The following is a 25648-nucleotide window of genomic DNA, read 5'->3' on the forward strand; positions in this document are numbered from 1 at the left end:
TGCCACAACAAAATGCTGCGCAGATTTATCCCGAAGGGCAAAAGCATTAACGACTACAGTGCTGATGACATCCTCTACTTTGCGGATAAGATCAACAACCTGCCCAGAAAGATTCTGGGCTACAGAACCCCGGAAGAGCTGTTCGAGCAGGAACTCGACCGCATATATGCTGCCGCGTGAGCCGCGTCGCCGCGAGTTTTCCTCGCTCGTCGCTACGCTCCTCCCTCGAAAAACTCGCGGCGATCTACTACAGACTCAAAAATTGTTGCAACTTGCTATTGCAATTTGCAAATTGTTTTTTTTAGAAGCTTTTATAAAAAACATTATTTTGAAAAGTAAGATTTGTCAACAGATAGAATATTTAAAGGAGATTTTTATGGCGAACGCAACTGAACGAATCGGAGTTATGCATTGTGCTGAAATTGCTGAACGTAACAAGTGGATGTTTCGTGAACAGCCGATTAATGATATAGGTATTGATGCTCATATGGAGTTTGTTGATAGCAAATCTGGTAAACTAAAACAACTTCTTGCATTGCAAATTAAGTCTGGAAAATATTGGTTCAAGGAAGAAAAAGACGGATATATTATTTTTCGCGATATTAATGAAAGACAATACAATTACTGGACGACAAATTCATTGCCATGTATTGTTGTTTTATATCATCCTGATGATAATAGGTGTATATGGCAAAAATTAACAAAAGAAACGATTGAAAGGGCAAAGGGTGGAAAAGGTTTATTTGTCAAAGTACCTTTAAACCAGATTTTTTTGAATGACATATCAAATCAACAGCTTCTTTCCTTTACAAATTTGCCTGAGCATGTTACAAATTACAATTTTCTGTTGTCTCAAAAAGAATTTATGATGATTATTCGTAATGGCGGAACAGTCAAATTACACTCAGAGGAATGGGTTAACAAGTGTAGTGGGAGGGGCACGACAGAATTGATTGTGGATGATGGCAAAAGCATAAGAAATTATTTGTATCTATATTGTTTTCCCTTTACTCTTTATACCGAATTTTTTCCTAAACTTTTTCCATGGGCAAAATTTTCAGTTGATGAGGACTATTATGAAGAATATGATAAAACTCTTTGGCATGAAGATAACTGCTTTTATGATAAAGACGATGATGAGTGGTATACTTATGATGGGGTTACATTTGAAGAATATCGTCAAAAACTAGATCCAATGCGTAGTATTGATCATTCAGGAGAAGTTGCTGAATATATGTTTATACTTAGTTTAAATGAGCTTGGAAAATCCTTTTTAACAGTTAATGAGTTCGTTTCGCAGAATCATGCATATGTAGCTGCAAGACCAAAAAAAACTAAAAGATTAATGCTAACTGCGCTTAAGAATTATCATGCATGGTTATTGAAAATGGCTTTAACGTATATGTTACAAATACTATAAATAAGTTTATTTTTAGTATTATAGAGAGTGGATCCTCTTTGAAAGACTGATTATTCGCAAGAAATTGTGGTTATGGATGAGCATAATAGTGATTATTATATTGTTATTGAATGCAGTAACGGGGGATAGGTACGCAATTGTCATTATTACTTTGTGTGGATTTATCTAAAATATGTGTGCATGTATATATTATGCCAAATGAAGAGATAAAATAATAAACGTAAATTATAAATGAAGAATTAATTAACAATAATGATTAGTCCCTAATTATTCTACCTTTTTGGGGATTATCCCAACTATTTATGTTGAAACTAAACAAAGAACCGCTCCCCAAACGGAAACGGTTCTTATTTAATTATGAAAACTTCTAACAGATGTTATCAAATTAATATGGTATAAAATTTATGTTGTATTATGCTCCGAGTTCCTGTTCGTTGTCACCCGTGAAATACACTTTTTTAATATCGGCGCCGATTCCTCTGAATTTTTCCACAACGTCCTCATATCCACGTTCAATATACTGGATACTGGAAATTTCTGTTGTTCCGTTAATTTCAAGCGCAGCGATTATCATTGCGGCACCTGCACGAAGGTCGGTGGCTTTTACAGGAGCGGCAGTAAGCGGAGTACCGCCTTCAATGATGGCAAGTCGTCCTTCTACCGAAATGTGAGCACCCATACGTACAAGCTCGCTGATATACTGATAGCGGTTATCCCAAACATTCTCATTAACGATGCTTGTGCCCGGAACGCTCATAAGCATTGCGGTAAACTGCGGTTGACAGTCGGTCGGAAATCCGGGATGCGGCATAGTCTTTATGTTACAGCGCTTAAGGTTGCCTGAAGTAGCGTCAACCTTAATTGCTTCGTCATATTCGGTAATATTCACACCCATCTCACGGAATTTTGCGGTGATTGATTCAAGGTGTTTTGGAGTGATATTGTTAATTGTAACGCATCCTCTTGTTGCCACGGCGGCACACATATATGTTCCGGCTTCAATTTGGTCGGGAATAATTGAATATGATACGCCGTGAAGATATGATACGCCACGGATTTTTATAACATCGGTTCCTGCTCCTCTGATGTCGGCACCCATTGAATTTAAGAAATTTGCAAGGTCAACAATATGAGGTTCACGTGCGGCGTTTTCAATGATAGTCTGACCGCTTGCTCTGCTTGCGGCAAGCATAATGTTCATTGTTGCGCCGACAGATACAACGTCAAGATAAATATGTGTTCCCACAAGACCCTTTGTACACTCAGCCTCTATAATTGCGCCGTCAACAAGCCTGGTTTCGGCACCGAGTGCCTCAAAGCCCTTGAGGTGCTGGTCAATCGGACGGACGCCAAAGTTACATCCTCCTGGAAGCGCAACCTTTGCCTTTCCGCATTTGCCAAGCAATGCGCCGAGCAGATAATATGACGCACGCATTCCGCGCACTAAGTCAGTTACTGCACTGCAGGTTTTAATTTGAGTAGGGTCTATATATAAAGATGACTTGTTAATTCTTCTTACGGTTGCTCCCATCTGCTGAAGAATCTTGCTGATAAGAGTAACATCGCTTATATTCGGGATATTTTCAATCTGACACGGTTCATCGCAAAGAATAACAGCAGGTATAATTGCAACTGCTGCATTTTTTGCTCCGCTTATATTAACATTACCAAATAAAGGTTTTCCACCAGTAACAACAAACTTTTCCACTAAATACACTCCAATACAGTATTGTCTTACATTTTCAATAATGATATAGGTGTAAATAAAACGAAAAAACATATATATTGTGTATACTCCCTTGTGTAAACACAAAATATATTACATTTTGATTAAAACACACTACAAATTGTGGTTACGCATATGTAACTGACAATTCTCATATAGAAAATGATACTACAAAATTGTAGTAAAGTCAACGTAATCAAAAAAATGTAACCGTTTTTTAGAGAACTTGTACTTAAATTGACACCTTTTTGTAATTAATATTTTACCTATTTACAATACGAATAACAGAATGTTATATTCTTCTGTATAAGAAATAAAAACTGTGTTTTTTGAATTAAAAAAATAACAAAATTTTAATTTTTGAGCCTTAGAACAATGAATAAAGCTCTCAGTTAAAGATACTTAATTTTTTGTATGATGTTTTATCTGAAGATTTTTTCAAACAAATTATGGATTCCGAACATCAGAACACAGATAACTGCTGATGTAACCAATAGCACTCCGGCAGTTGTAATCCACATTCCCGAAACGTCAAATCCGTAAAAGTCTGTCCAGCGATACTTAAAAAATACATTATAAAAGTATGCCAGTCCATATAAAACAGTTGGTGCCAAGCCGATTATAGCTTGCCAGAAATGCAGCTTTGAGTTGCTTTCAAAAACAACGGCTGATAAAATGCATAATACAGGGCAGAACAGATGAAAATAATAATTGCTTCCCGAAAACATACTGTCAAAGCCTTGTCTTGGTCTAAGAAAGCATAATACGGTTACTAACGTAAGCGCAACGGCGGCTGTTCCTACAAACTTAATTATAATGGCAAACTTTGGCGCGCTGTTCTCACCCTGAACTATGCTGAGCATATTAAACGGCAGCATGAGAGCACATCCGAGTGCCGCCAAAATATTTGAATCAACAGAAAACAGTTTGAAACAATCCAGTCTTGCAAAATTAATGTCTGATGATTGTCCCGGATTAATAAAAAATCCCAACACGTTAATTGTTACAGCTATAATTACCAATATGTTGCATACCGCAGAAACACAGTTGCGGAAACGAATAAATTTCATATTATCATAATCCCCTGCCTATAATTATTATCCTATTATAGCACAATTTGTCATAATTTGTCGATAGTATTTTTGCAAATAATGATAGCGGAAATTTATTCGCCCAAATTATCTTGTTATTACGGTATTTAAAATTTAATTTTAAAAATAAGCCGATTCCGTTTGAGGAACCGGCTTTACACAAAACTTTGTTTTAGGGTTATAACCATAGCGCAGATGTTACTTGCCTGAGAAGCGGAGAACAATCAGGATTTCAGCGAGAGATGTTATCTCGCACTGAAATCCTGTGGAGCTTTGCTCCTTCGCACCGCTTGCAATCGGCAGCAAGCTCTGCTTTAATTCTGTGCCGTTAATTATGGTTAGCAGTTGCAGCCAGGTTTAAGTTCAAAACTGTTGCAGTCAACACACTGACATTCTGTCGGGTGGGGTTCGTGTGTGCCTACCTTGATTTCTTCAAGTGAACAGTAGTTCTTGTCGTTGTTGTGGTTTTTGCAGCTTGTTACAGTGCATTTGATGCAGTGGTTTGCATAAGAATTATTTGTCATTTTAAACACCTCTAAAATTTTGGATAAGACTTACTGCAATGCTTGTCAAATTAAAACTTAACAGACGGCATTGCTGTTATTATTTTTGCTCGGCAGTCTAAAAATATACTGCACAATTTTTGATTTTTTTAATATGATATATTGAGGTGAATCATATGAATGTTGTGTCTGCGGCAGTCCTTGTGCTGTTTGCCGTGATTGGTGTGATTGCCCTTGTAAAAGACCTGACGCTTTTTATTTTCAGGAAAAAGGGCAACAACTCGGTTATGTTTGTGACGCCTGTCAAAGGAAAGTGCGAAAATGCAGAATATTTGCTGCGCAGCGCGGTGTCAAAAGTAAGGTGGATAAGCCGAGGAAAACACGATTATGTGATTTGCCTTGACTGTGAAATGGACGAAGAAACCAAGAGAATTTGTGAAAAAATTTGCAGTGACTACGGATTTGCAAAATTAATGACGAAAAGTGAATTTTTCAGAAGCCTAACCTAAGTGCAGATGGCACACGTCTTTTAAAGGCGTGTGCCATTGAGATTTTTAGGGGACTGAGCCTATCATTGAACTGATGTTCTTTTGCACTGTTTGCAACCTATTGCAATTATGATTGTGCAGGCGAGGCAAGAGTGCTGCTCCTGTTCAAAACAAGCCTGTCGGACAGTAAATGGGTTTTCGCTGTATTATTGTATCAAACTGAATTTGTGATGATTTTAAAAAATACGTTTCTTTTGGCAAATATATGGACATACTGTTTATATTATGATATAATAACTGTATATAAATTGTGGTAATCAAACATACTAAGGTTTGTTAATAAAGTTAAATTTAATTAATACTTTGAATAGAGTTTAAAGGATTAATTGGGAGGTTGTTAATAATGCAAGACAAAAAAATACCGTACAAAATTTATCTTGACGAAAGCGAGATACCTACACAATGGTATAACGTAAGAGCAGATATGAAGAACAAGCCGGCTCCGCTTTTGAACCCTGCAACGTTCAAGCCGATGACTCCGGAAGAACTTTATCCTGTATTCTGCAAGGAACTTGTGGCTCAGGAGCTTAATAATACCGACGCCTACATTGATATTCCTGAGGAAATTCAGAATTTTTACAAAATGTATCGTCCGTCACCGCTTATAAGAGCTTATTTCCTTGAAAAGGCTTTGGGTACTCCCGCAAAGATTTATTATAAATTTGAGGGAAACAACACAAGCGGAAGCCACAAGCTTAACAGTGCCATCGCTCAGGCATATTATGCTAAGAAACAGGGATTAAAGGGCGTAACCACAGAAACCGGCGCAGGTCAGTGGGGCACAGCCCTTTCAATGGCTTGTTCTTACTTTGGACTTGACTGCAAAGTATATATGGTTAAGGTTTCATATGAGCAGAAGCCTTTCAGACGTGAGGTTATGAGAACCTATGGCGCAAGCGTTACGCCGTCGCCTTCAACCACAACTAATGTAGGCAAGAAAATCCTTGAGGCTCATCCCGGCACAACAGGCAGCCTTGGATGTGCAATCAGCGAGGCTGTTGAGGTTGCAACCAGCACAGAGGGATACCGCTATGTGCTTGGCAGTGTTCTTAACCAGGTGCTTTTGCATCAGTCGGTAATTGGTCTTGAATCCAAAAAGGCTCTTGATAAATATGGCATTAAACCTGATATTATCATTGGTTGTGCCGGCGGCGGTTCAAACCTTGGCGGACTTATTTCTCCGTTTATGGGTGAAAAACTCAGAGGAGAGGCAGATTATAAGTTTATCGCCGTAGAACCTGCTTCCTGCCCAAGCCTTACAAGAGGTAAGTTTGCCTATGACTATTGCGATACAGGAATGGTTTGCCCGCTTGCAAAGATGTATACTTTGGGCAGCGGATTTATTCCTTCTGCTAACCATGCAGGCGGCTTGCGTTACCACGGTATGAGCTCAACTCTTTCTCAGCTTTACCATGACGGTCTAATGGAGGCAAGGTCTGTTGAACAGACAAGTGTATTTGCCGCTGCTGAGCAGTTTGCAAGAGTTGAGGGTATTCTTCCGGCTCCGGAAAGCAGCCACGCAATCAGAGTTGCTATTGACGAAGCTCTTAAATGCAAGGAGACAGGAGAAGAAAAGACAATTTTGTTTGGTCTTACAGGTACAGGATACTTTGATATGGTTGCATATGAGAAGTTTAACGACGGCGTTATGACCGACTATATTCCGACAGACGCAGACCTTGAGCCCGGCTTTGCAGGTTTGCCGAATGTTCCTGAAAACTGATTAAATTAAATTTAAAGATTTAAAGTTAAAATCCTGCATTTCGTTTTTGAAGTGCAGGATTTTGTTTGTGCTTATCTTATTTTTACCTGATGTAAAAAATATAATCAGTTTTAATAAGTTATCAGAGAGAAAAAACCGACAGCAAATATTACTGTCGGTTAATTTTTTATGACTTATTCGGACTTTTCATCCGAAGTTTTTACTGTTGTCTTTTCAGTCTCTGCATTATCCGCCGTTGGCTTTTTTGGAGCAACCTTTTTAGGCGCAGCCTTTTTTACGGCTGTTTTTTTGGCAACAGATTTTTTAGCTGTTGTCTTTTTGCCTGCGGTCTTTTCATCGGCAGACTTAGCTTTGGTCGTTTTTGACTTAGCGGTTGTTTTTGATGTTTCAGCCTCGGTTTTCTTTTTGCGACCTCGCTTAGCAGGAACAATTTCCTTAATCATCTTAAAGTACATAACTCCAAGAGGAGGAACTGTAATGTCAATCGAATAATCAAGTTCGTGGTCAGGTTCCTTTTTGGCTTTGATTTCACCGCTGTTTGTAATTCCGCAGCCGCCAAATTCCGAAGCTTCTGAGTTCAAAACTTCCTCGTAAATTCCGTTTTTGGGAACACCGATTTTATATTTTTCATGAATAACCGGTTGAAAATTGCACACACAAATAATTTCGCTTCCGTCATATGCAATTCTTCGGAATGCGATTATGCTGTTTTTGTAGTCGTCAAGAGCTATCCACTGGAAGCCGTCCCAATTATAATCATTTTCATGCATTGCGGGTGTATCACGATAAAATTTGTTAGCCACCGCAAAGAAATGATTAAGCTGACGATGCTTTTCGTAATCCAGCAGTTCCCATTCAATCTGTTTTTCGGCGTTCCACTCATCAAACTGACCGATTTCACTGCCCATAAACATAAGCTTTTTGCCCGGATGAGCCATCATATAGGCAACAAAGCCTCTTACGCCTTGGAACTTTTGATCATAATCGCCCGGCATTTTATTAATAAGCGAGCCTTTGCCGTAAACTACCTCATCGTGGGAGATAGGCAGCATAAAGTTTTCTGTAAAGGCATAAACCATACTGAACGTAAGGGTGTCGTGGTGGTAATTTCTCCACAACGGGTCAAGTGAAATGTAAGAAAGCATGTCGTTCATCCAGCCCATATTCCACTTGTAGTCAAATCCAAGACCCAAATCTTTGATTGGGTAACGTGTAACGTTCGGCCAAGCTGTACTTTCTTCTGCAATCATCATAGCTTCCGGGTGGAACATATGAACAACGGTGTTCAGCTTTTGCAAAAAGTCAACCGCAACAAGATTTTCTCTTCCGCCGTATGCGTTTGCAATCCACTCACCGTCTTTGCGGTTATAGTCGAGATAAAGCATTGAAGCAACGGCGTCAACACGTATGCCGTCAACGTGGTACATATCAAGCCAAAACATTGCCGAAGAAACAAGAAAACTGGTTACTTCATATCTGCCGTAGTTAAATACATAGGTGCCCCATTCCTTGTGTTCGCCGATTCTCGGGTCTTCATATTCATAACAGCCTGTGCCGTCAAATCTTCCGAGTCCGTGCGCGTCCTTTGGAAAATGTGCGGGAACCCAGTCAAGGATAACTCCGATGCCCTGTTGATGACATCTGTCAATAAAATACATAAGGTCTTTTGGTTCGCCGTAGCGTGAGGTTGCGGCATAATAACCTGTAACCTGATAGCCCCAGCTGCCGTCAAACGGATACTCGGTCAGCGGCATAAACTCAATGTGTGTATATCCCATATCTTTAACGTACGGAATAAGTTCATCGGCAAGTTTGCGATAGCTGAATACATTGCCGTCTTCATACTTGCGCCATGAGCCTGCGTTTACCTCATAAACGTTAATCGGCATTTTTGTGTGGGGATTGGCTTTTTTATAATCATACCAATCCTTATCATTCCATTCGTATCCGTTGATTTCATACACCCTTGAGGCATTGTCGGGGCGTGTCTGACAATGAAATGCATAGGGGTCGGTTTTCAGTCTGCGCTCAAACCAAGGTGTTTCAACGCAGTATTTGTAACAGTCAAATTGCTGTACTCCCTCTATAAATAGCTCCCAAACTCCGGATTCCGAGATTTTATACATATAGTTAGCGTCACTGTTCCAGTTGTTAAAATCACCGACAACAGAAACAGATACCGCATTTGGTGCCCAAACTCTGAAGACTACGCCGTCGCGGTTGTCCCAGTTCACAAAATGAGAGCCGAAAAATTCATAGGCTCTTACTGCTTCACCCTGCAAAAACTGGTCGAGCGGCAGCCTTTGGTCATTTAATGAATAAGCCATACTAAACCTCTTTTCATACGTATATTAAATAGTAATATAAAACAATTCCACTATTATTATAATATATTTTAACAAATATTCAAGTAGCAAAATGGGCTTTTCTGTAAATAATTTAATATTTTTATGAACAAAATGTGTCAAACTGTCATATGATTAATCAAATTTTGATAATTTGCGTATGAAAGTCTGCCCCACAGGAAGAAATATCGTCATATGCGGCTGCCGCAATGTCGCTTGCAAGAATATCCTTTTCAAAAAGTCTTATGTCGTTGTCCTTTTTCCTTAAATATTTTGCGGGAGATGTCACTATTTCAAAGCGGCAGGTTTTTAAAAGCTTTTCACCTTCGTTTGAAAATCCGAGTATTCTTGCATATTTGCAGGGAATTTGCTGCAATTCTTCCGTTATTCCCAAAAGCGCACAGGTAATGATTCTTCTTAGCCGTGCGTGTGTGTATCTTTTTGTTTTTATTGCAAATATTATTTCTTCAACAGAATTATATTTATGAACAGAATCAAAAATTCTGTTTTCAAGTCCTTCGTTAACATCAGGCAGTTTTGCAAAGTCTTTTTTGCTCATACTGCGAAGCTTTACTATCGCCGCACGTTCAAGGTGCTCTGGATAGGTAATTTTTGAAACAAGATTTGGAACAAGGTTAGAAACATCATCGCCGTTTCTCATAAGCTGTCGAATAAGCGAAGCCGAAGCAATATTTTTGTTTGCGCTTGAGCTGTCGTGTTCAACACCTGTTCTTTTTATAGGCAGGGGAGATATTCCCGATTTATTCAGGGCACGCAGATACTCTGCCGCAAGGATATTGTTGGGCTGACTCAGCACCTGTGAGACATCATTGCCGAACACGGTGTTTACGGCATTTTCAAGAGCACGTGGATAATAATCTCCGTTTTTCATAGACTCTGCAATGATTTTTTTTACGTTGACATCATCAAGCGCATCGGCGGCGGTTTTTAGGAGATTAATATTATTGACTTCACATCCGAAAGCAAGATAGTTAACGCAGTCAAAGGATTTTGCAATCTCCACGCCGCAAGAAGCAAACCTCTGTGCGTTTGAAACCGCATAAACCGTCGGCAGTTCAACCACCAGGTCAACTCCGTTGTTTAGAGCGATTTTGGCACGTTCAAATTTGTCTGCAACTGCGACCTCGCCTCTTTGAACAAAGCTGCCGCTCATAATTGCAATAACGCTTTCGCCGGTTATATTTTTTACGGACTGTACCAGATATTTATGCCCGTTATGAAACGGATTAAACTCGCTGATTATCGCTACTGCCACTTTTAAATCTCCTTTATAAAACAAGCCAAAATGTTTTTACGCTAAAATATTGCCATCGGCTTCAAAAAAGTGCAAAAAGCACTTGAAAACCTTACATTATTGGAGTATGATACTATTGTATAGTTGTATATTTAATCAGTTTAATCGGTGCAAAAGGAGCGATTGCTCCTACGGTTTTCGGTGAAAGATTATATATCTCACTGAAAAACCGAATGTAACCCACCGCTTTAGAGGCGAGTTACATCTGCACTTAAATTATATATCAGTTTGAGGTTTTTATCAACATATTGAAGGGATGATACCAATGAAAATTTTAGTAATTAACGCAGGCAGTTCATCGCTGAAATATCAGCTTATTGACGCAGCTGATGAAAAGGTTCTTGCAAAGGGAAATTGCGAAAGAATTGGAACAGACGGAGCTTTTATCGGCTTTAAAACTCCAAGCGGCGAAAAGATTGAGCGCAAGGCTCAGATGCTTGACCATACTCAGGCTTTTGAGGCAGTTAAGGACGCTTTGCTTGATAAAGAATACGGTGCAATCAAAGACCTTTCCGAGGTTTCGGCAATAGGTCACAGAGTTGTTCAGGGCGGCGCTTACTTTAACAAATCCGTATTGGTTGACGACGATGTTTTAAAGAAGATAGAAGAACTTGCACCTCTTGCACCTCTTCACAATCCTGCTCATATTCAGGGTATTAAGGCTTGCACAAAGGTGTTTGGCAAGGACGTTCCGCAGGTTGTTGTTTTTGATACAGCGTTCCACCAGACTATGCCCGAAAAAGCATATATGTATGCAATTCCTTACAAATACTATCAAAAGTACGGTATCCGCAAATACGGTGCTCACGGAACCTCTCACCGCTATGTATCAGAGAAAATGGCTGAGCTTATGGGCGGAAACAGGGATGACCTCAAGCTTATCACATGCCATATCGGCAACGGCTCTTCAATTACGGCAGTAAAGGGCGGAAAGGTTATTGACACATCTATGGGTCTTACTCCGCTCGGCGGCTTTATGATGGGCACACGTTCGGGTTCTCTTGACCCGTCGGTAGTTACATTTATTGCCGAGAAAGAAAACCTTACTCCTCAGGAAGTTTCCGAAATTCTTAATAAAGAGTCGGGACTTTGGGGCGTTTCGGGAGTATCTTCGGATGACCGTGATGTTTCAGAGGCTGAAGCTCACGGAAACGAGCATGCACATCTTGCTCACGAGATGCTCTATTATCAGATTGCAAAGTTTATCGGCAGTTACTATGTTGCCCTCGGCGGCTGTGACGGCATTGTTTTCACCGCAGGTCTTGGCGAGAACCAGCCAAAGCTTCGTGAAAGAGTATGCGATTACCTTGAATGCCTCGGCGTTAAGATTGACAAAGAGTTTAACGCAAAGGCTCTTCACGGCGTTACAGGAACGCTTTCAACACCTGATTCAAAAATCAGAGTTGAACTTATTGCAACCGATGAAGAAATGGTTATTGCAAGAGACACCAAGGCAATTGTTGAGTCTTTAAAAAAATAATTGAGATTTGTAATTAAATAAAGAAAGATAAATAACGGACAGCTTCATTTTGAATACTGTCCGTTATTTTTGCATTGTTCGGTTTTGAAAATATCACAGTGATAGCAGCTACATTCCGGTATGGATAGATTTGAAGCACAAGAGAACAAAGTTTATATATCTTGCTTTGGAGTAACATATATTGTTTTGTTGTTTACATAAATAACCATGCCCGGTTTTGAGCCGTTTGGCTTGCTTACATACCGTGCAAGTGTATAGTCAACAGGAACCTTATCGCTGTTTCTTGCTTTGCTGTTATACGCCGCAAGTTGTGCTGCCTCTAAAATGGCTTTGTCGCTGATTTCACGACCGTTTGACTCAATGATAACGTGCGAACCGTGAATATCCTTTGTGTGAAGCCACATATCATTTTTGGCGGCGGTTTTAAGCGTAAGTTTGTCGTTTTGACGGTTGTTTCTTCCAACGAAAATCCTGAATCCGTCGCTTGACTCAAATTCAAGCGGCGGCAGTTTTGCCTGTTGTCTTTGCTTACCTTTTTGTCGCTTTAAATATCCCTGTTCGGTCAGTTCTTCGCGAATTTGCGACAGTTCACGTTCATTTTCGGCACGGTCAACCGTATCAAGAACCGATTCAATATATTCAATTTCGACATTACCCTTTTTAATCTGCTTGGCAAGCACAATTTCCGCATTCTTGGCTTTTTGATAGTCCTTATAATACTTTTGTGCGTTTGCGGCAGGTGAAATTGCAGGATTCAGTTTGATTCTCAATGTTTTTCCCTGCTCGTCATAAAAGTTTTCAACATCAACAAAGGCAGAGCCCCTCTCGATTCGATATAGGTTTGCCTGGAGCAGGTCTCCGCAGATTCTGAGCTGTTCACGCTCTCCGCACCGAGCAAGTTCCGCCTGTTGTTTTGAAATTTTGCGTGCGGTTCTTTCACGAATGTTATTGAGTAACTTTGTAAGCCCCTGCGACTTCATTCTCATACGTTCACGTGAGTCACGTGTTTCGTAAAATTCGTCAAGTGTTTTTGAAAATCCGTCAAAGGTCTTAACCTCTGCAAAATTTCCGTATTGCTTAATTAACATAAATGCGTTGTCAAGTGGTCTGCCGTCTTCACGATAAACTATGCAGGGAGTGCCGGAACAGTTTTCCGCAATCGTTTTGAGATTTGCAAGCTCACTTATAAGTTTGTCCGCAATTACTCCCTCGGCACGGTTTGTTGCGCCCTCACACACTCTGTATTCAATTTCACGGCATATGATAGGGGAGACGCCCTGAATAACTTTTAAAAGAGCTTTGTTGAGCGGCATTTCGGAATCAAGTGACCGTAATTTTGAGACAATTTGTTCAGGTGTGGATTCAAGAATATTCAGCTTGTCCTGAGGCGTTGGAAGCTCATATTTGATATTGGGCAGCACAATCCTTTGACTGCTCATAGTGAGGTCAACACGTTTAAGAGAGTCTATTATAATTTCGGTTTCACGGTTTATTACAATTATATTGCTGTACATTCCCATAATTTCACAGACTATTGTAAGGGTTTCCGTGTCTCCGAGTTCGTTTATACATTCAAAATCAAGAAAAAGTATTCTGTCGCATTCAGCCTGACGAACGTCAATTAATTTTCCGCCGCCTATGCGTTTTCTGAGCAGCATACAGAACATTGGCGGCTGAGCGGGATTTTCGGGAGTTTTAACACAAAAATTAACTCGCGGTGAATTTGCCCTGGACGACAGCAAAAGCTTTTTGCTTCCGTCGTGGGTTCTCAAAACAATAACGAGCTCGTCTCGGTTGGGCTGATATATTTGTGACACTCTTGCGTGAAGTGCCTCGTTTTTGATTTCGTTTTTTATATGGTGCAAAAAAATTCCGTCAAGTGCCATACTATGCTCCTTGTTGAAATGGTGTGTAATTAAAATAATAATATAACGCAGGCAAACAATCGGTTTGCCTGCAATTTTTCAGAATATCGAATATGTAATTTTGATTATACGTTAAATCTGAACAGTACAACGTCGCCGTCTTTCATAACATATTCTTTGCCTTCGCTGCGGACAAGTCCTTTTTCTTTTGCGGCTGTCATACTTCCGCACACAATCAAATCATCATATGCTATAACTTCGGCTCTTATAAATCCTCTTTCAAAGTCAGAGTGGATTTTTCCGGCTGCCTGAGGAGCTTTTGTGCCTTTTTTGATTGTCCAGGCACGAACTTCCTGCTTTCCTGCTGTCAGAAATGAAATAAGACCGAGCAGAGAATAACATTCCTTGATAAGTCGGTCAAGACCGCTTTCTTCAAGTCCCATATCCGCAAGGAACATTTCCTTTTCTTCCTTGTCCATATCTACGATTTCTTCCTCAATCTGAGCACAAATCGGAAGTACGCCGGAGTTTTCTTCGGCGGCAATCTTCTTTACTTCCTGATAACCCTGATTTGATTCAAGACCGTTGGAAAAATCTTCGTCGCTCATATTAGCCGCATATATTACAGGTTTGTTTGTAAGCAATGCAACTTCAGATAAAACAGCTTTTTCATCATCGTCACATTCAACGCTTCTTGCGGGTTTTCCCGCTTCAAGAGCTTTCATAACACGCTCAAAAAGGTCTATGTCCTTTTGATATTTTTTGTCGCCCTTAAGCATTTTTTTGGTTTTGTCAATTCTGCGCTCAAGCATTTCCATATCTGACAAAACAAGTTCAAGGTTAATTGTTTCAATATCGCGTTTTGGGTCGATACTGCCCTCAACGTGAATGATGTCGTCGTTTCCAAAACAGCGTACAACGTGAACAATTGCGTCACATTCGCGAATATTTGACAAAAACTTGTTGCCGAGTCCTTCGCCCTTTGACGCACCCTTTACAAGTCCCGCAATATCAACAAATTCTATTGAGGCAGGCGTATATTTGTCTGGGTCGTACATTTCGGCGAGCTTGTCAAGTCGTTTGTCCGGAACGGCAACCACGCCAACATTGGGTTCAATTGTGCAGAACGGATAGTTTGCGCTTTGTGCGCCTGCATTTGTTATTGCATTAAAAAGTGTGCTTTTTCCGACATTCGGTAAGCCTACGATACCTAATTTCATTTTCGCTACTCCTAAAATATTTTTGGGCATTACTTGCCTAATTATTGATAATATTGTATTATAATCATAGTGCAGATGTCCCACGCCTCTAATAGGGCGGGGTTAATCCAGAATTTCAGCAGTAGTTATAATCTCTTGCCGAATCCTTGAGGAGTCATTGCTCCCTTGCACTGTTTGTAATCGGTTGCAAGCTTTGTTTTTGCAAGCAAAGCAGGGCATTCTCCAATTTAAATATCAAGTCTAAAAACTATTGTACCACAAATAATTTTCAGAAACAACAGAAAAGGTGATTATTATGACAGAAAATACACTTTCAAAGACAATAAAAGTTGAAGAAGAAAATCTTGCCTGCTCAATGGGCAGCGGCAGCCTTATGGTTCTTGCTACTCCGGCAGTGGTTGCGCTGATGGAGAACGCAGCGGCAGAGTTGGCTCAGAAAGTTCTTGACAACGAAGAACTTACAACGGTAGGAACAATGATTTCGATAGAGCATACAAGCCCGACTCCTGTCGGTGCGGAAGTTACTGCAACGGCAGTATTAAAGGAAAATGACGGACGAATATTTCATTTTGAAGTTTTTGCAAGCGATAAAAAAGGCGAGATTGCAAAAGGTACTCACACACGTGTGAGCGTTAAAGCAGTAAAATTTCAAAACAAAGCCGACAGCAAGTTTGATGATTGATTATGAGCAGATATAAATATGTTTTGTTTGATTTGGACGGTACTGTGAGCGAAAGCGCACCCGGCATCAGGAAATCACTTGAACACGCAATTACTTCACTTGACAAACCGCTTCCGAATCTTGATGATTATACATTATATATAGGCCCTCCGCTTCTTGACACGTTTAGAAATTTGTGCCGCTTTGACGAGCCCGATTGCCAAAAGGGATTGGTGTTGTACCGTGACTTTTACAATGAAACGGGCAAATACCTGAATAAATTATATGACGGGGTCAAAGAGGTGCTCAAAAGTATCAGACAAAGCGGCGCAAAAACCGCCGTATGTACTTCAAAGTATGAAAAATTTGCGGAAGAAATTGTTGAAATTCTCGGTGTAACTGAGTACTTTGACGCTGTTTGCGGTTCAACCTTCGACGGAAGCCGTAAGGATAAGAAAGACCTTATTCCTTATGCGGTGGAGTCGCTTGGAGGAAACATTGAAACCGACCGAAAACGCACAGTTATGCTTGGAGACACATATTTTGACGCGCGCGGAGCACGACTTTGCAAGGCCGATTTTGTGGGGGTAAAATACGGATACGGCTCAATTAAGGCAATGCAGGATGAGGGTGCATCTCTGTTTGCCGATACGCCGAAAGATATTTTAAAGTTAATCGGCTGACAAGCAGTAATTATACAGAAGCCTGCGGCATACATATTAATATTAATATGTATATGTGCGGAGGTTTTTAAGTGTTTGTATTTAACTTTAAGATGAAGTCATCCAAAATACCGATAATATTTTTTGCCGTAATGTCTGCAGCAGCGGCAATTGTTTGCATTGCCTGTATGACAAAAATGCAGGGCAAGCCGCCGTCAAGCGCAACCTGTGATGAAATCGGGACATATACTTTGCAAGCCGGAAATACGGAAGAACAGTGTTTGTTCCTTGAACAATTCGGATTTGAGCCGGATTCTGAAAATTTTCAAAGCTCCGAAGTGATTATACCGAGCGAGTTTAACACCGTGTATGATGAATACAATGAGCTTCAAAAAAAGGTTGGGCTTGATTTAAGCAAATATAAGGGCAAAAACGTTCAAAAGGTCACATATCCTCTGAAAAACACTGACAACGAAACGGCTGTATTGCTTGTTTTCAGGGATACCGTAATCGGAGGACATATTACAAATGGAGAGTACGGCGAGGACAACAAGCCGTTGAATTGTTATGGAAAGAATTGATAAATTGTTGGTGCAGGGCGGTGCCGGCAGCCGCAGAGATGTGCAAAAAATTATAAGAGACGGTCGGGTGCAAATAAACGGTGAGATTTGCAAAAAGCCCGAAACCAAGGCTGATGAAAATTCAGACGTAATTACTGTGGACGGACAGGCTGTAAACTGCGAAAAGTATATTTATATTATGATGAATAAACCTGCAGGCGTTGTGTCGGCAACTGTTGATAACCGTGACAAAACCGTTATTGATATTTTGCCTCGGGAGATGAAGCGCAGCGGACTTTTTCCGGCGGGACGGCTTGACAAAGATACCGAGGGACTTCTGATTATTACGAACGACGGTGTTTTTGCACACAGAATGTTGTCGCCTAAAAAACACGTAGACAAAACTTATGTTGCCGAGCTTGATAAACCCATAACCGAAGAAACCGTAAAAAGGTTTAAAGATGGGATAATATTTGCCGACGGAACAAAATGTTTACCTGCAAAGCTTGAAATTGGGGAAAGTGTTGACAATAAAATCGGCATTGTAACAATCTGCGAGGGTAAATTTCATCAAGTTAAAAAGATGTTTGAAGCTTGTGGAATAAAAGTTGTGCACCTTAAACGAATTTCTATCGGACAATTATCCCTTGGTAGCAATTTGCCCATAGGAAGCTGTAAATTAATGACGAATTTGGACAAAAAGTCAGTTTTTATCGGCAATATACACTAAAAACAGCTTGTTTTTTTTATTTGGTATCGAAATTTAATAAAATATCACAACAATATTTAGTCAAAATCGGTATAGTAATAATCTGTTCAAAGTGGTATATTAATAAGCGAAATAAAGTGTAGGGACTTTATTCACAAATGGAGGTATTTATAATGGCAAATGTATCATTGAAACACGTTTACAAAATCTATGACGGCGGAGTTACAGCCGTAACAGATTTTAATCTTGAGATTGCAGATAAAGAGTTTATCATTCTTGTCGGTCCTTCCGGTTGCGGTAAGTCAACCACACTCAGAATGATTGCAGGTCTTGAAGATATTTCAAAAGGTGAGTTATATATCGGCGACAGACTTTCTAACGACGTTGCTCCAAAAGACAGAGATATCGCAATGGTTTTCCAGAACTATGCACTTTATCCGCATATGACCGTTTATGATAATATGGCATTCGGTCTTAAGCTCAGAAAAACCCCTAAGGAAGAAATCAAGCGCAGAGTTGAAGAGGCTGCACGTATTCTCGGAATCGAGCAGTATCTCGACAGAAAGCCAAAGGCTCTTTCAGGCGGTCAGAGACAGCGTGTTGCACTTGGTCGTGCTATTGTACGTAACCCAAAGGTATTCTTGCTTGACGAACCGCTTTCAAACTTGGACGCTAAGCTTCGTGCTCAGATGCGTACAGAGATTTCAAAGCTTTATCAGAGACTCGGCACTACATTTATCTATGTAACCCATGACCAGACAGAAGCTATGACAATGGGTACAAGAATCGTTGTTATGAAAGACGGATTTATTCAGCAGGTTGATACTCCACAGCATCTTTATGACTTGCCTTGCAATATGTTCGTTGCAGGATTTATCGGTTCACCTCAGATGAACTTCATCAACGCTACTGTTCAGAAGTCAGGTTCTGAGTACACTCTCAACTTTGATAAGTACAAGATTCCTGTTCCTGCAGATAAGACTGCAAACGGCAAGCTTGATGCTTATGTTGGCAAAGAAGTTGTTTTCGGTATCCGTCCTGAGCACGTTCACGACGAGCCTGAAGAACTTGAAAAGGCTAAGGTTACACTCGAAGCTAACGTTGACGTTACAGAGCTTATGGGTGCTGAGATTTATCTTTATGTAAATATCGGCGGAACACCGATTACCGCTCGTGTTGAGCCTACATCTACTGCTCAGCCGGGAGATAAGATTAAAATTACATTCAGTCTTGATAAGATTCATATCTTTGATAAAGATACTGAACAGACAATTACAAACTGATAATACTTAAAATGAGGGCTGTTTCGACAGCCCTTTTTATTTTGCGTGGCATTTGTATCAAATTTCCGCTTTTTACATAGTTTTCTCAAGCCTAAATTATCAAAAAACAATGTTTTGTCACAATATCAACACATTGGTGTGTCATTATATAATAAAAAATTAAGCTAAGACAATTTTTAATACTGATTAAAAGTGGCATTTATACAAATCAGTCATTTAATCGGATATATGCAATGTGCCGAAATGCATAACGGCATTAAAAATTTATATCATATTTATTACAATTAAAATATACGTAAAAATGATGTATTTTTTGAATGAGATTTAACATCTTATGCAATTTTTATAAAATTTTCAAAGAAAATTGTAAATAGAGGTTGATTTTTTTCTCGTTTTTGTGTAATATGTATATAGAAGAATTGTAACGATATGATATGGGTTGCAATTATGTTATAATGCAGAGAAAAGAGGTACATTTATATGTCTAACAGATTATTTCAGGGCATTGTACACCAGATGAAGGATGCTATTGACAGAACAATCGGTGTTATTGACGAAACTTCTGTTGTTATTGCCTGCTCGGAACTGGGCAAAATCGGTGAGGTAAACGAAAACATTAATTCGGAAACACTCAGCCTTACAGCTCCGTTTGTTATCAACGGCTACACATACAAATCATTTGGAAGCAGTGCAAAGTATGACTATGCCGTTTTTGTGCAGGGTACTGATGAATACGCACAAAAGTATGTTCAACTTCTTTCGGTATCTTTTGCAAGCATAAAGCAGTATTATGATGAAAAATACGATCGTTCCAATTTTATAAAAAATGTTATTCTTGACAATATTCTTCCGGGTGATATTTATTTAAAGGCAAGAGAACTTCACTTTAACAGTGAGGTTTCAAGAGTTTGCCTTTTGATTAAGATTGTTGCCAAGACTGACGTGTCTGCGTATGATATTATTCAAAACCTTTTCCCGGACAAGTCAAAGGACTTTGTTATCAATATTAACGAGGAAGAAATTGCTCTTGTTAAGGAGGTTAAGGCTGATACCGACGGTCGAGACCTTGAAAAGTTGGCAAGCTCAATTGCGGATACTTTGTCAAGCGAGTTCTATACTCACTGTGTTGTAGGTATAGGAACAACCGTTACAGGCATCAAGGATTTGGCTCGTTCGTTCAAAGAAGCTCAGTCAGCTCTTGAAGTTGCAAAGGTATTTGACACCGAGCGCACAATCGTAAGCTATGATAACTTGGGTATTGCCCGTCTTATCTATCAGCTTCCGACAACACTCTGCAAGATGTTCCTTAAAGAGGTATTTAAGCGCGGTTCAATCGAAAGTCTTGACCAGGAAACTTTGTTTACAATTCAGCGTTTCTTTGAAAACAACCTGAATGTTTCGGAAACATCACGTAAATTGTTTGTTCACCGCAACACCCTTGTTTACAGACTTGAGAAAATCAAGAAGCTTACCGGTCTTGATTTGCGTGAGTTTGAAGACGCTATTGTATTTAAGGTAGCACTTATGGTTAAGAAATATCTTAACGCAAGCCCAACAAAGTATTGATTTTAAATTCTTAAATCGCAGCAACGCTTTGCTTGTAAGAAGCTGAGTTTGTAAACGATTGCAAACGGTGCAAAGGAGCGTTAACTCCTCAGGGCTTCGGTGTGGGATTATAACTCCCTCTGAAATTCTGACGTGACATCCGCCTTAGAAACGGATAAAATTTGCACTATTATGATTATATTTTGAGTTGTTTAACCCGGAAAACAACAGACAATTGCCGCCTTATTGCTCAATCAGGCAATAAAATGTTCAGGTTTTTGTTTTGAGTATTAGTTAGTTTTCCGCTTGTGAAATTGCTCCTATTCGTTCCTGAACACAAGGTGATATTTTGTGTTCAGGACGATTGATTTTTATTGCACTTTAGTGTGCAAAGCAAAGGTGAAATTATGATTGATTTTGAAAATGTATCAAAAACATATCCTAATGGTATTCACGCCCTTTATGATGTTAATTTGCACATAGACAAAGGCGAGTTTGTGTTTATCGTTGGTGCTTCGGGTGCCGGCAAGAGTACATTTTTGAAGCTTATTATGCACGAAGAAACCCCCTCGAACGGTGAGATTACAATTGCCGGCAAAAAAATATCAAAGTTAAAGCGCAAAGAGGTTCCGTATCTTCGCCGTCATATGGGAATTGTTTTTCAGGACTTCAGACTTATTGATAAAATGACTGTGTTTGATAATGTTGCGTTCGCTATGCGTGCAGTCGGCGAAAACACTGCCACAATCAAAAAACGTGTTCCGTATGTATTGAGTCTTGTCGGATTGTCCGACAAAGGAAAGAGAAAGCCAAGCGAGCTTTCCGGAGGCGAACAGCAGCGTGTCAGCCTTGCGAGGGCACTTGTTAATAATCCTGAAATTATTATTGCAGACGAGCCGACGGGAAACGTTGACCCGGAGCTGTCACATGAAATAATTGAATTGCTTACAGAGATTAATTCTATGGGCACAACAGTTTTGGTTGTTACCCACGAACACGAGCTTGTGCGTGAGTTTAATCACAGAGTAATAAAAATTGACCACGGCAGAGTTGTTGATGATACAAGCAAAGATAATATCTCTGACGATTATGACGATATCAAAAACTATGACGACTCTGACGATTATGCAGAGCTTAAACAGTTTTCTGATGATATTTCTGTCGCTTCGACCGACGAATAACGGTCAAAAAAGCTGTGAAAGGAAAGTAGTATGAAAGGCTTTGGCTATCTTGTAAAAGAAGGCTTGAAGAATGTCTGGGTAAACAGAATAATGAGCATCGCCTCAATTTGCGTGCTTGTCAGCTGCCTTGTGCTTACCGGTTCGGCAACTCTGTTTTCCGTAAACGTATCGGAAATGGTTGACCAGGTTGGTCAGAACAACGAAACCACTGTGTATATAAAAGACGGATATTCTCAGCTTGATGCTGTTTATATAGGAAAAGAAATTGAAAAAATAAGTAATGTTAATTCTGTAACGTTTTATTCAAAAGATGACGCCATACTTCAATTTAAGAATCAATTGGGCGATGAGCTGTTTTCTCAGATTGATGAAGACAAAAACCCACTGCCCGACGCATTCATTGTAGTTATGGATGACTTGGAAAAGTATGATGAAACCGTTGCCGAAATTCAGAAAATTGACGGCGTTGATTCTGTTTTGAACCGCAGAGATTTTGCCGAAAAATTGACTAACATAAGCCATATGGTTAATATAATCGCCATAGGAATTGTCATTGTGCTTGTTGTTATTTCATTGTTTATTATAGCTAATACCATCCGTGCAACGATGTATTCACGCAGATTTGAAATCAGTATAATGAAGTCGGTCGGCGCAACTAACTCGTTTGTGCGAATGCCGTTTTTGGTAGAAGGTATGTTAATCGGCTTGATTTCCGCCGCAATTTCGGTTGGCGGTCTTGCCCTTTTGTATGAGGGAATAAGTCAGGTATTTGTTACAACAAATATTCCGTTTGATTTTATTCCGTTTACCAATGTGTTGTTGCCGGTAGTTGCATCATTTGTTGTTGCAGGTATGTTTGTCGGCTTTGCAGGAAGCTTCCTGTCTATCCGCAAATATTTGAAAATGGAAGGCAACGAAATTCTCGGATGGTAATTTTTAATAAGGAGAAATATATGAAGCTTAAAAGAATTTTATGCGCATTGCTCAGCGTATGTATGATATCTTTGCCTATATCAATGTCTGTTTTCAGCGCAGGCGCAGAAAGTATCAGTTCGCTCCAGCAAAAGCTTGAAGACCTTGAAAAACAGAACAAGGACTATCAGAGTATTCTTGATAAGGCAGAATCAGACATTAAGGACAAAGAAGAATATAAGGATGCCCTTGTAAATAAAATTAAAAATCTTAATGACAAGATCGCTATAACAAGGGAATCTATTGAAGCTCTCAACAGCGATATTGAAGCTAAGCAGACTGATATTAATAACGCTAATTCTGACATTAAATCTCAGGTTGACGCACTTTGCGTTCGTTTGAGAACCATTTATATGGCAGGCAGCGCAAGTGATTTGGAAATAATTCTCGGAGCCAAGGATTTTTCGGACTTTGTTGATAAAATGGAGCTTGTAAAAACTCTTTCTAATTACGACAAAAAACTGATAGGCGAAATTACCGATAAACTTGACAGCGTTTCGGAGCAAAAGGAATCGCTTGAAAACGATAAGGCAGACCTTGAGTCAAAGCAGGATTCTTTGCAGGCTGACCTTGATGATTTAAATGACACTCTTGAAAAGAATGAAGAAATTCTGAAAAATCTTTATACAGAGAGCGATAATGCAAAAAGTGCCATTGAAAGTGCAGTGGGCGAGAGTGATGAAATTCAAGCTAAGATTGCATCTTATTATGCAAAACAGGCCGCTGCGGCACAAGAGGCTGCTCAGAAAGCTCAAGAGGCGGACAAAGCAAACAATAACTCGGGTTCATCAAATACCGATGGCTCATCAAGCGGTAGCAGCGGTGACATAACACCGTCATCATCAGGATTTACATGGCCTTGTCCCGGATTTTATTATCTGTCATCGCTTTGGAATGAAGACAGAACTACATATAATCACGGTGCAATTGATATTGCCGGAGCGGGAATTATGGGTGCTTCGGTAGTTGCTGCCGACAACGGCACAGTAATTGATACATATAATTCCTGTTATCACAACTGGGGCAAGAACGGAAGCTGCGGTTGCAACGGCGGTTACGGCAACTATGTTATGATTGACCACGGCAACGGCAAAGTTACTGTTTACGGTCACTTCACAAATGTTATTGTCAGTCCGGGTCAAACGGTGAAAAAAGGTCAGACCATAGGCTACGTTGGCTCAACGGGCAACTCAACAGGTCCGCACCTGCACTTTGAATGCAGATACAACGGGGTTAAGTATAATCCTATGACTGAGTACGAATAATTGTTAATCAAAATTAATCCTCCCGCATATAAATTGTTAAGGCAATTTTGTCTTAGCAGATATGTGGGGGGATTTTTTTGATTACGGCATTAAGCGTTAGTATACCGGAACATCGCAAGGGTATAATGGGACTTGCAGACAGATTAAAAAAGGATAAACTTGAAGTTGAAATATGCAAGGCCAGAGGTGTACAACTTAAACATATTACATACACAAGCTTTAGCGGAGAAATTCGTCTTGACAAGGCAAGCAGAGCAATAGGGGCACAGCGGGGACAGCTTTTGTGTTCAGAGAAATTGGTGTTTCCGCATAAGAGCGGTTATAAAAGATTCTTTTCAACGTCGTTTTCGGCAAGGCTTTGCACCAATATGGCACTTAGCGTGTTGCAGGAGTGTAAGTGTTCTGCAAGCCTAAGAGTGGGAATATATGACTTGAAGGCAACAGCCTGCGACTTTTTAATTAATGTGCTTGAATACTGCTCTGATGTTGTTGCTGTAACGCAAAATGAACGACCGTATTTTTATGTTGCCGACAGAGCACTTGACGAAATCGGAGCTACGGCATTAATAACCAAAAATACGTCCGAGCTTTCCGAATGTGACCTAATTATTGCACCGTCTGTTATAGATGTAAGCCTGCCGTTAAAGGCAAGTGCAATTGTTTTGACCACAAAACGTCCGAAGTGCAAGGTCGGAGGAATGGTGTATTACAGGTATAATTTCAGTATGCCGAACGGTTTTGCCGGCATAAAACCCGAAGAACTTGACGAGGAATATTTTTGCTCGGCTCTGTACACCCTCGGTGCACAATATGAGCTGGGTTCAATCGTGCCGCTTTCGTGCCGAAATGAAAATATGTCACAAACGGTAAAGTCGCTTTGTGCAGCGATTGAGTCGCAAAAAATGCAGTAAAAATCGGGATTTTGTTTAATAATATACATTTTGAAAAACAGTTTGATTAATACGCCTGTCTACCTTGCAAACCTCCGAACATTTCCTTGACAATAACAGCGAAAAAGCCTATAATAAATCTATATGTGAAAATTTTTCTTTTGCAGAAAGGATGATATAAAATGGCAGCAAAACCAACTATGCTTACCGAGGAAGGTCTTAAAAATCTTGAGGAGGAACTCGCTTATCTTCAGGACGTAAAACGTAAAGAGATTGCAGAGAAAATCAAGGTTGCACGTTCCTACGGCGACCTTTCCGAAAACAGCGAATATGATGACGCCAAAAATGAGCAGGCTATTATGGAGGCAAGAATTACCACTATTGAGGCAATTCTTAAAACTGCCGTTATTATTGATGAGTCAGAAACATCTAACGAACACGTTCATCTGACATCTGTTGTTACAATTGAAAATGTTAAGACAGGAAAACAGTCAAAATATAAAATTGTAGGTTCGGGTTCAAACGAAACAAATCCAAAAGAAGGCAAGATTTCGGACGAATCTCCGATTGGCAAAGCGCTTATGGAAAAGAGCGTCGGTGATGTTGTGGAAGTTGAAACTCCGGGCGGCGCAGTTGCATTCAAGGTAATTGAAATTTCAAAGTAATTTTAGAAGAACAGGGGAA

22 protein-coding genes and 1 pseudogene are annotated in these 25648 nt (G+C 39.9%); 16 read left to right on the top strand and 7 right to left on the bottom strand.

Features of this window, described 5'->3' with window-relative positions; translation table 11 throughout:
* Positions 1-180 (top strand): annotated as a pseudogene (locus BLP46_RS13070) (IS30 family transposase); the annotation flags it as partial.
* Between the two features lie 196 nt (positions 181-376).
* Complete coding sequence (locus BLP46_RS08640; protein WP_092978272.1) at positions 377-1420, top strand: DUF4365 domain-containing protein; 1044 nt, start codon at positions 377-379, stop codon at positions 1418-1420.
* A 412-nt stretch (positions 1421-1832) separates the two neighbouring features.
* Here the strand turns inward: BLP46_RS08640 and murA are convergent, their stop codons facing one another.
* From murA to BLP46_RS08655, 3 genes are all read right to left on the bottom strand, one after another.
* On the bottom strand, positions 1833-3128 hold the full coding sequence (gene murA, locus BLP46_RS08645; protein WP_092978221.1) for a UDP-N-acetylglucosamine 1-carboxyvinyltransferase: 1296 nt from the start codon (positions 3126-3128) through the stop codon (positions 1833-1835).
* A 440-nt stretch (positions 3129-3568) separates the two neighbouring features.
* The gene (locus tag BLP46_RS08650) at positions 3569-4216 is read right to left on the bottom strand and encodes a hypothetical protein (protein ID WP_092978223.1); all 648 of its coding nucleotides are present in this window, start codon (positions 4214-4216) and stop codon (positions 3569-3571) included.
* A gap of 359 nt (positions 4217-4575) precedes the next feature.
* A complete protein-coding gene (locus BLP46_RS08655) occupies positions 4576-4761 on the bottom strand; it encodes a DUF1540 domain-containing protein (protein WP_092978225.1) in 186 nt (61 codons plus the stop codon).
* A gap of 155 nt (positions 4762-4916) precedes the next feature.
* Here BLP46_RS08655 and BLP46_RS08660 point away from each other — a divergent pair, with 155 nt between their 5' ends.
* Positions 4917-5249 (top strand): hypothetical protein, encoded by a 333-nt coding sequence (locus BLP46_RS08660; RefSeq protein WP_092978227.1) that lies wholly within the window; start codon positions 4917-4919, stop codon positions 5247-5249.
* Positions 5250-5631: 382 nt separating this feature from the next.
* On the top strand, positions 5632-7011 hold the full coding sequence (locus BLP46_RS08665; RefSeq protein WP_092978229.1) for a TrpB-like pyridoxal phosphate-dependent enzyme: 1380 nt from the start codon (positions 5632-5634) through the stop codon (positions 7009-7011).
* Between the two features lie 173 nt (positions 7012-7184).
* Here the strand turns inward: BLP46_RS08665 and glgB are convergent, their stop codons facing one another.
* Together glgB and BLP46_RS08675 are read right to left on the bottom strand one after the other, a co-directional pair.
* A complete protein-coding gene (gene glgB, locus BLP46_RS08670) occupies positions 7185-9338 on the bottom strand; it encodes a 1,4-alpha-glucan branching protein GlgB (protein ID WP_092978231.1) in 2154 nt (717 codons plus the stop codon).
* A gap of 157 nt (positions 9339-9495) precedes the next feature.
* Positions 9496-10632 carry a tRNA(Met) cytidine acetate ligase gene (locus BLP46_RS08675; protein WP_167669229.1) on the bottom strand — a complete coding sequence of 379 codons (1137 nt, stop codon included), beginning with the start codon at positions 10630-10632 and terminating at the stop codon, positions 9496-9498.
* 304 nt (positions 10633-10936) lie between these two features.
* Here BLP46_RS08675 and BLP46_RS08680 point away from each other — a divergent pair, with 304 nt between their 5' ends.
* Positions 10937-12151, top strand: a complete 1215-nt coding sequence (locus tag BLP46_RS08680) for an acetate/propionate family kinase (RefSeq protein ID WP_092978235.1) — start codon at positions 10937-10939, stop codon at positions 12149-12151.
* A 152-nt stretch (positions 12152-12303) separates the two neighbouring features.
* Here BLP46_RS08680 and BLP46_RS08685 read toward each other — a convergent pair whose 3' ends face one another.
* Positions 12304-14037 (bottom strand): Rqc2 family fibronectin-binding protein, encoded by a 1734-nt coding sequence (locus tag BLP46_RS08685; RefSeq protein ID WP_092978237.1) that lies wholly within the window; start codon positions 14035-14037, stop codon positions 12304-12306.
* 104 nt (positions 14038-14141) lie between these two features.
* Positions 14142-15236: a redox-regulated ATPase YchF gene (ychF, locus tag BLP46_RS08690; protein WP_092978239.1), complete on the bottom strand. Its 1095-nt coding sequence runs from the start codon at positions 15234-15236 to the stop codon at positions 14142-14144.
* Between the two features lie 295 nt (positions 15237-15531).
* On the opposite strand from ychF, the gene BLP46_RS08695 reads away from it, so the two are divergent.
* The 11 genes from BLP46_RS08695 to greA all read left to right on the top strand — a co-directional run bounded on the left by BLP46_RS08695 (position 15532) and on the right by greA (position 25629).
* Positions 15532-15918 (top strand): thioesterase family protein, encoded by a 387-nt coding sequence (locus BLP46_RS08695; RefSeq protein ID WP_092978241.1) that lies wholly within the window; start codon positions 15532-15534, stop codon positions 15916-15918.
* Between the two features lie 2 nt (positions 15919-15920).
* The gene (locus BLP46_RS08700) at positions 15921-16580 is read left to right on the top strand and encodes an HAD hydrolase-like protein (RefSeq protein WP_092978243.1); all 660 of its coding nucleotides are present in this window, start codon (positions 15921-15923) and stop codon (positions 16578-16580) included.
* Between the two features lie 71 nt (positions 16581-16651).
* On the top strand, positions 16652-17140 hold the full coding sequence (locus BLP46_RS08705; protein WP_092978245.1) for a DUF4830 domain-containing protein: 489 nt from the start codon (positions 16652-16654) through the stop codon (positions 17138-17140).
* Positions 17127-17849 (top strand): pseudouridine synthase, encoded by a 723-nt coding sequence (locus tag BLP46_RS08710; protein ID WP_207645225.1) that lies wholly within the window; start codon positions 17127-17129, stop codon positions 17847-17849. Before BLP46_RS08705 ends, BLP46_RS08710 begins: the two co-directional genes overlap by 14 nt.
* A gap of 152 nt (positions 17850-18001) precedes the next feature.
* The gene (locus tag BLP46_RS08715; protein WP_092978249.1) at positions 18002-19111 is read left to right on the top strand and encodes an ABC transporter ATP-binding protein; all 1110 of its coding nucleotides are present in this window, start codon (positions 18002-18004) and stop codon (positions 19109-19111) included.
* A 480-nt stretch (positions 19112-19591) separates the two neighbouring features.
* The gene (locus tag BLP46_RS08720) at positions 19592-20677 is read left to right on the top strand and encodes a PucR family transcriptional regulator (protein ID WP_092978250.1); all 1086 of its coding nucleotides are present in this window, start codon (positions 19592-19594) and stop codon (positions 20675-20677) included.
* Positions 20678-21063: 386 nt separating this feature from the next.
* Positions 21064-21837, top strand: a complete 774-nt coding sequence (ftsE, locus tag BLP46_RS08725) for a cell division ATP-binding protein FtsE (protein WP_092978251.1) — start codon at positions 21064-21066, stop codon at positions 21835-21837.
* Between the two features lie 30 nt (positions 21838-21867).
* Positions 21868-22770: a permease-like cell division protein FtsX gene (gene ftsX / locus BLP46_RS08730; RefSeq protein ID WP_092978252.1), complete on the top strand. Its 903-nt coding sequence runs from the start codon at positions 21868-21870 to the stop codon at positions 22768-22770.
* Positions 22771-22790: 20 nt separating this feature from the next.
* On the top strand, positions 22791-24074 hold the full coding sequence (locus BLP46_RS08735; RefSeq protein ID WP_167669230.1) for a murein hydrolase activator EnvC family protein: 1284 nt from the start codon (positions 22791-22793) through the stop codon (positions 24072-24074).
* Between the two features lie 77 nt (positions 24075-24151).
* Entirely contained in the window at positions 24152-24985 is an 834-nt protein-coding gene (locus BLP46_RS08740) for a hypothetical protein (protein ID WP_092978255.1), read from the top strand.
* Between the two features lie 161 nt (positions 24986-25146).
* On the top strand, positions 25147-25629 hold the full coding sequence (greA, locus tag BLP46_RS08745) for a transcription elongation factor GreA (RefSeq protein ID WP_092978257.1): 483 nt from the start codon (positions 25147-25149) through the stop codon (positions 25627-25629).
* Positions 25630-25648 lie beyond the last annotated feature (19 nt).

Origin of the sequence: Ruminococcus sp. YE282 (assembly GCA_900101355.1) — a bacterium.
Lineage (GTDB): Bacteria > Bacillota > Clostridia > Oscillospirales > Acutalibacteraceae > Ruminococcoides > Ruminococcoides bromii_A.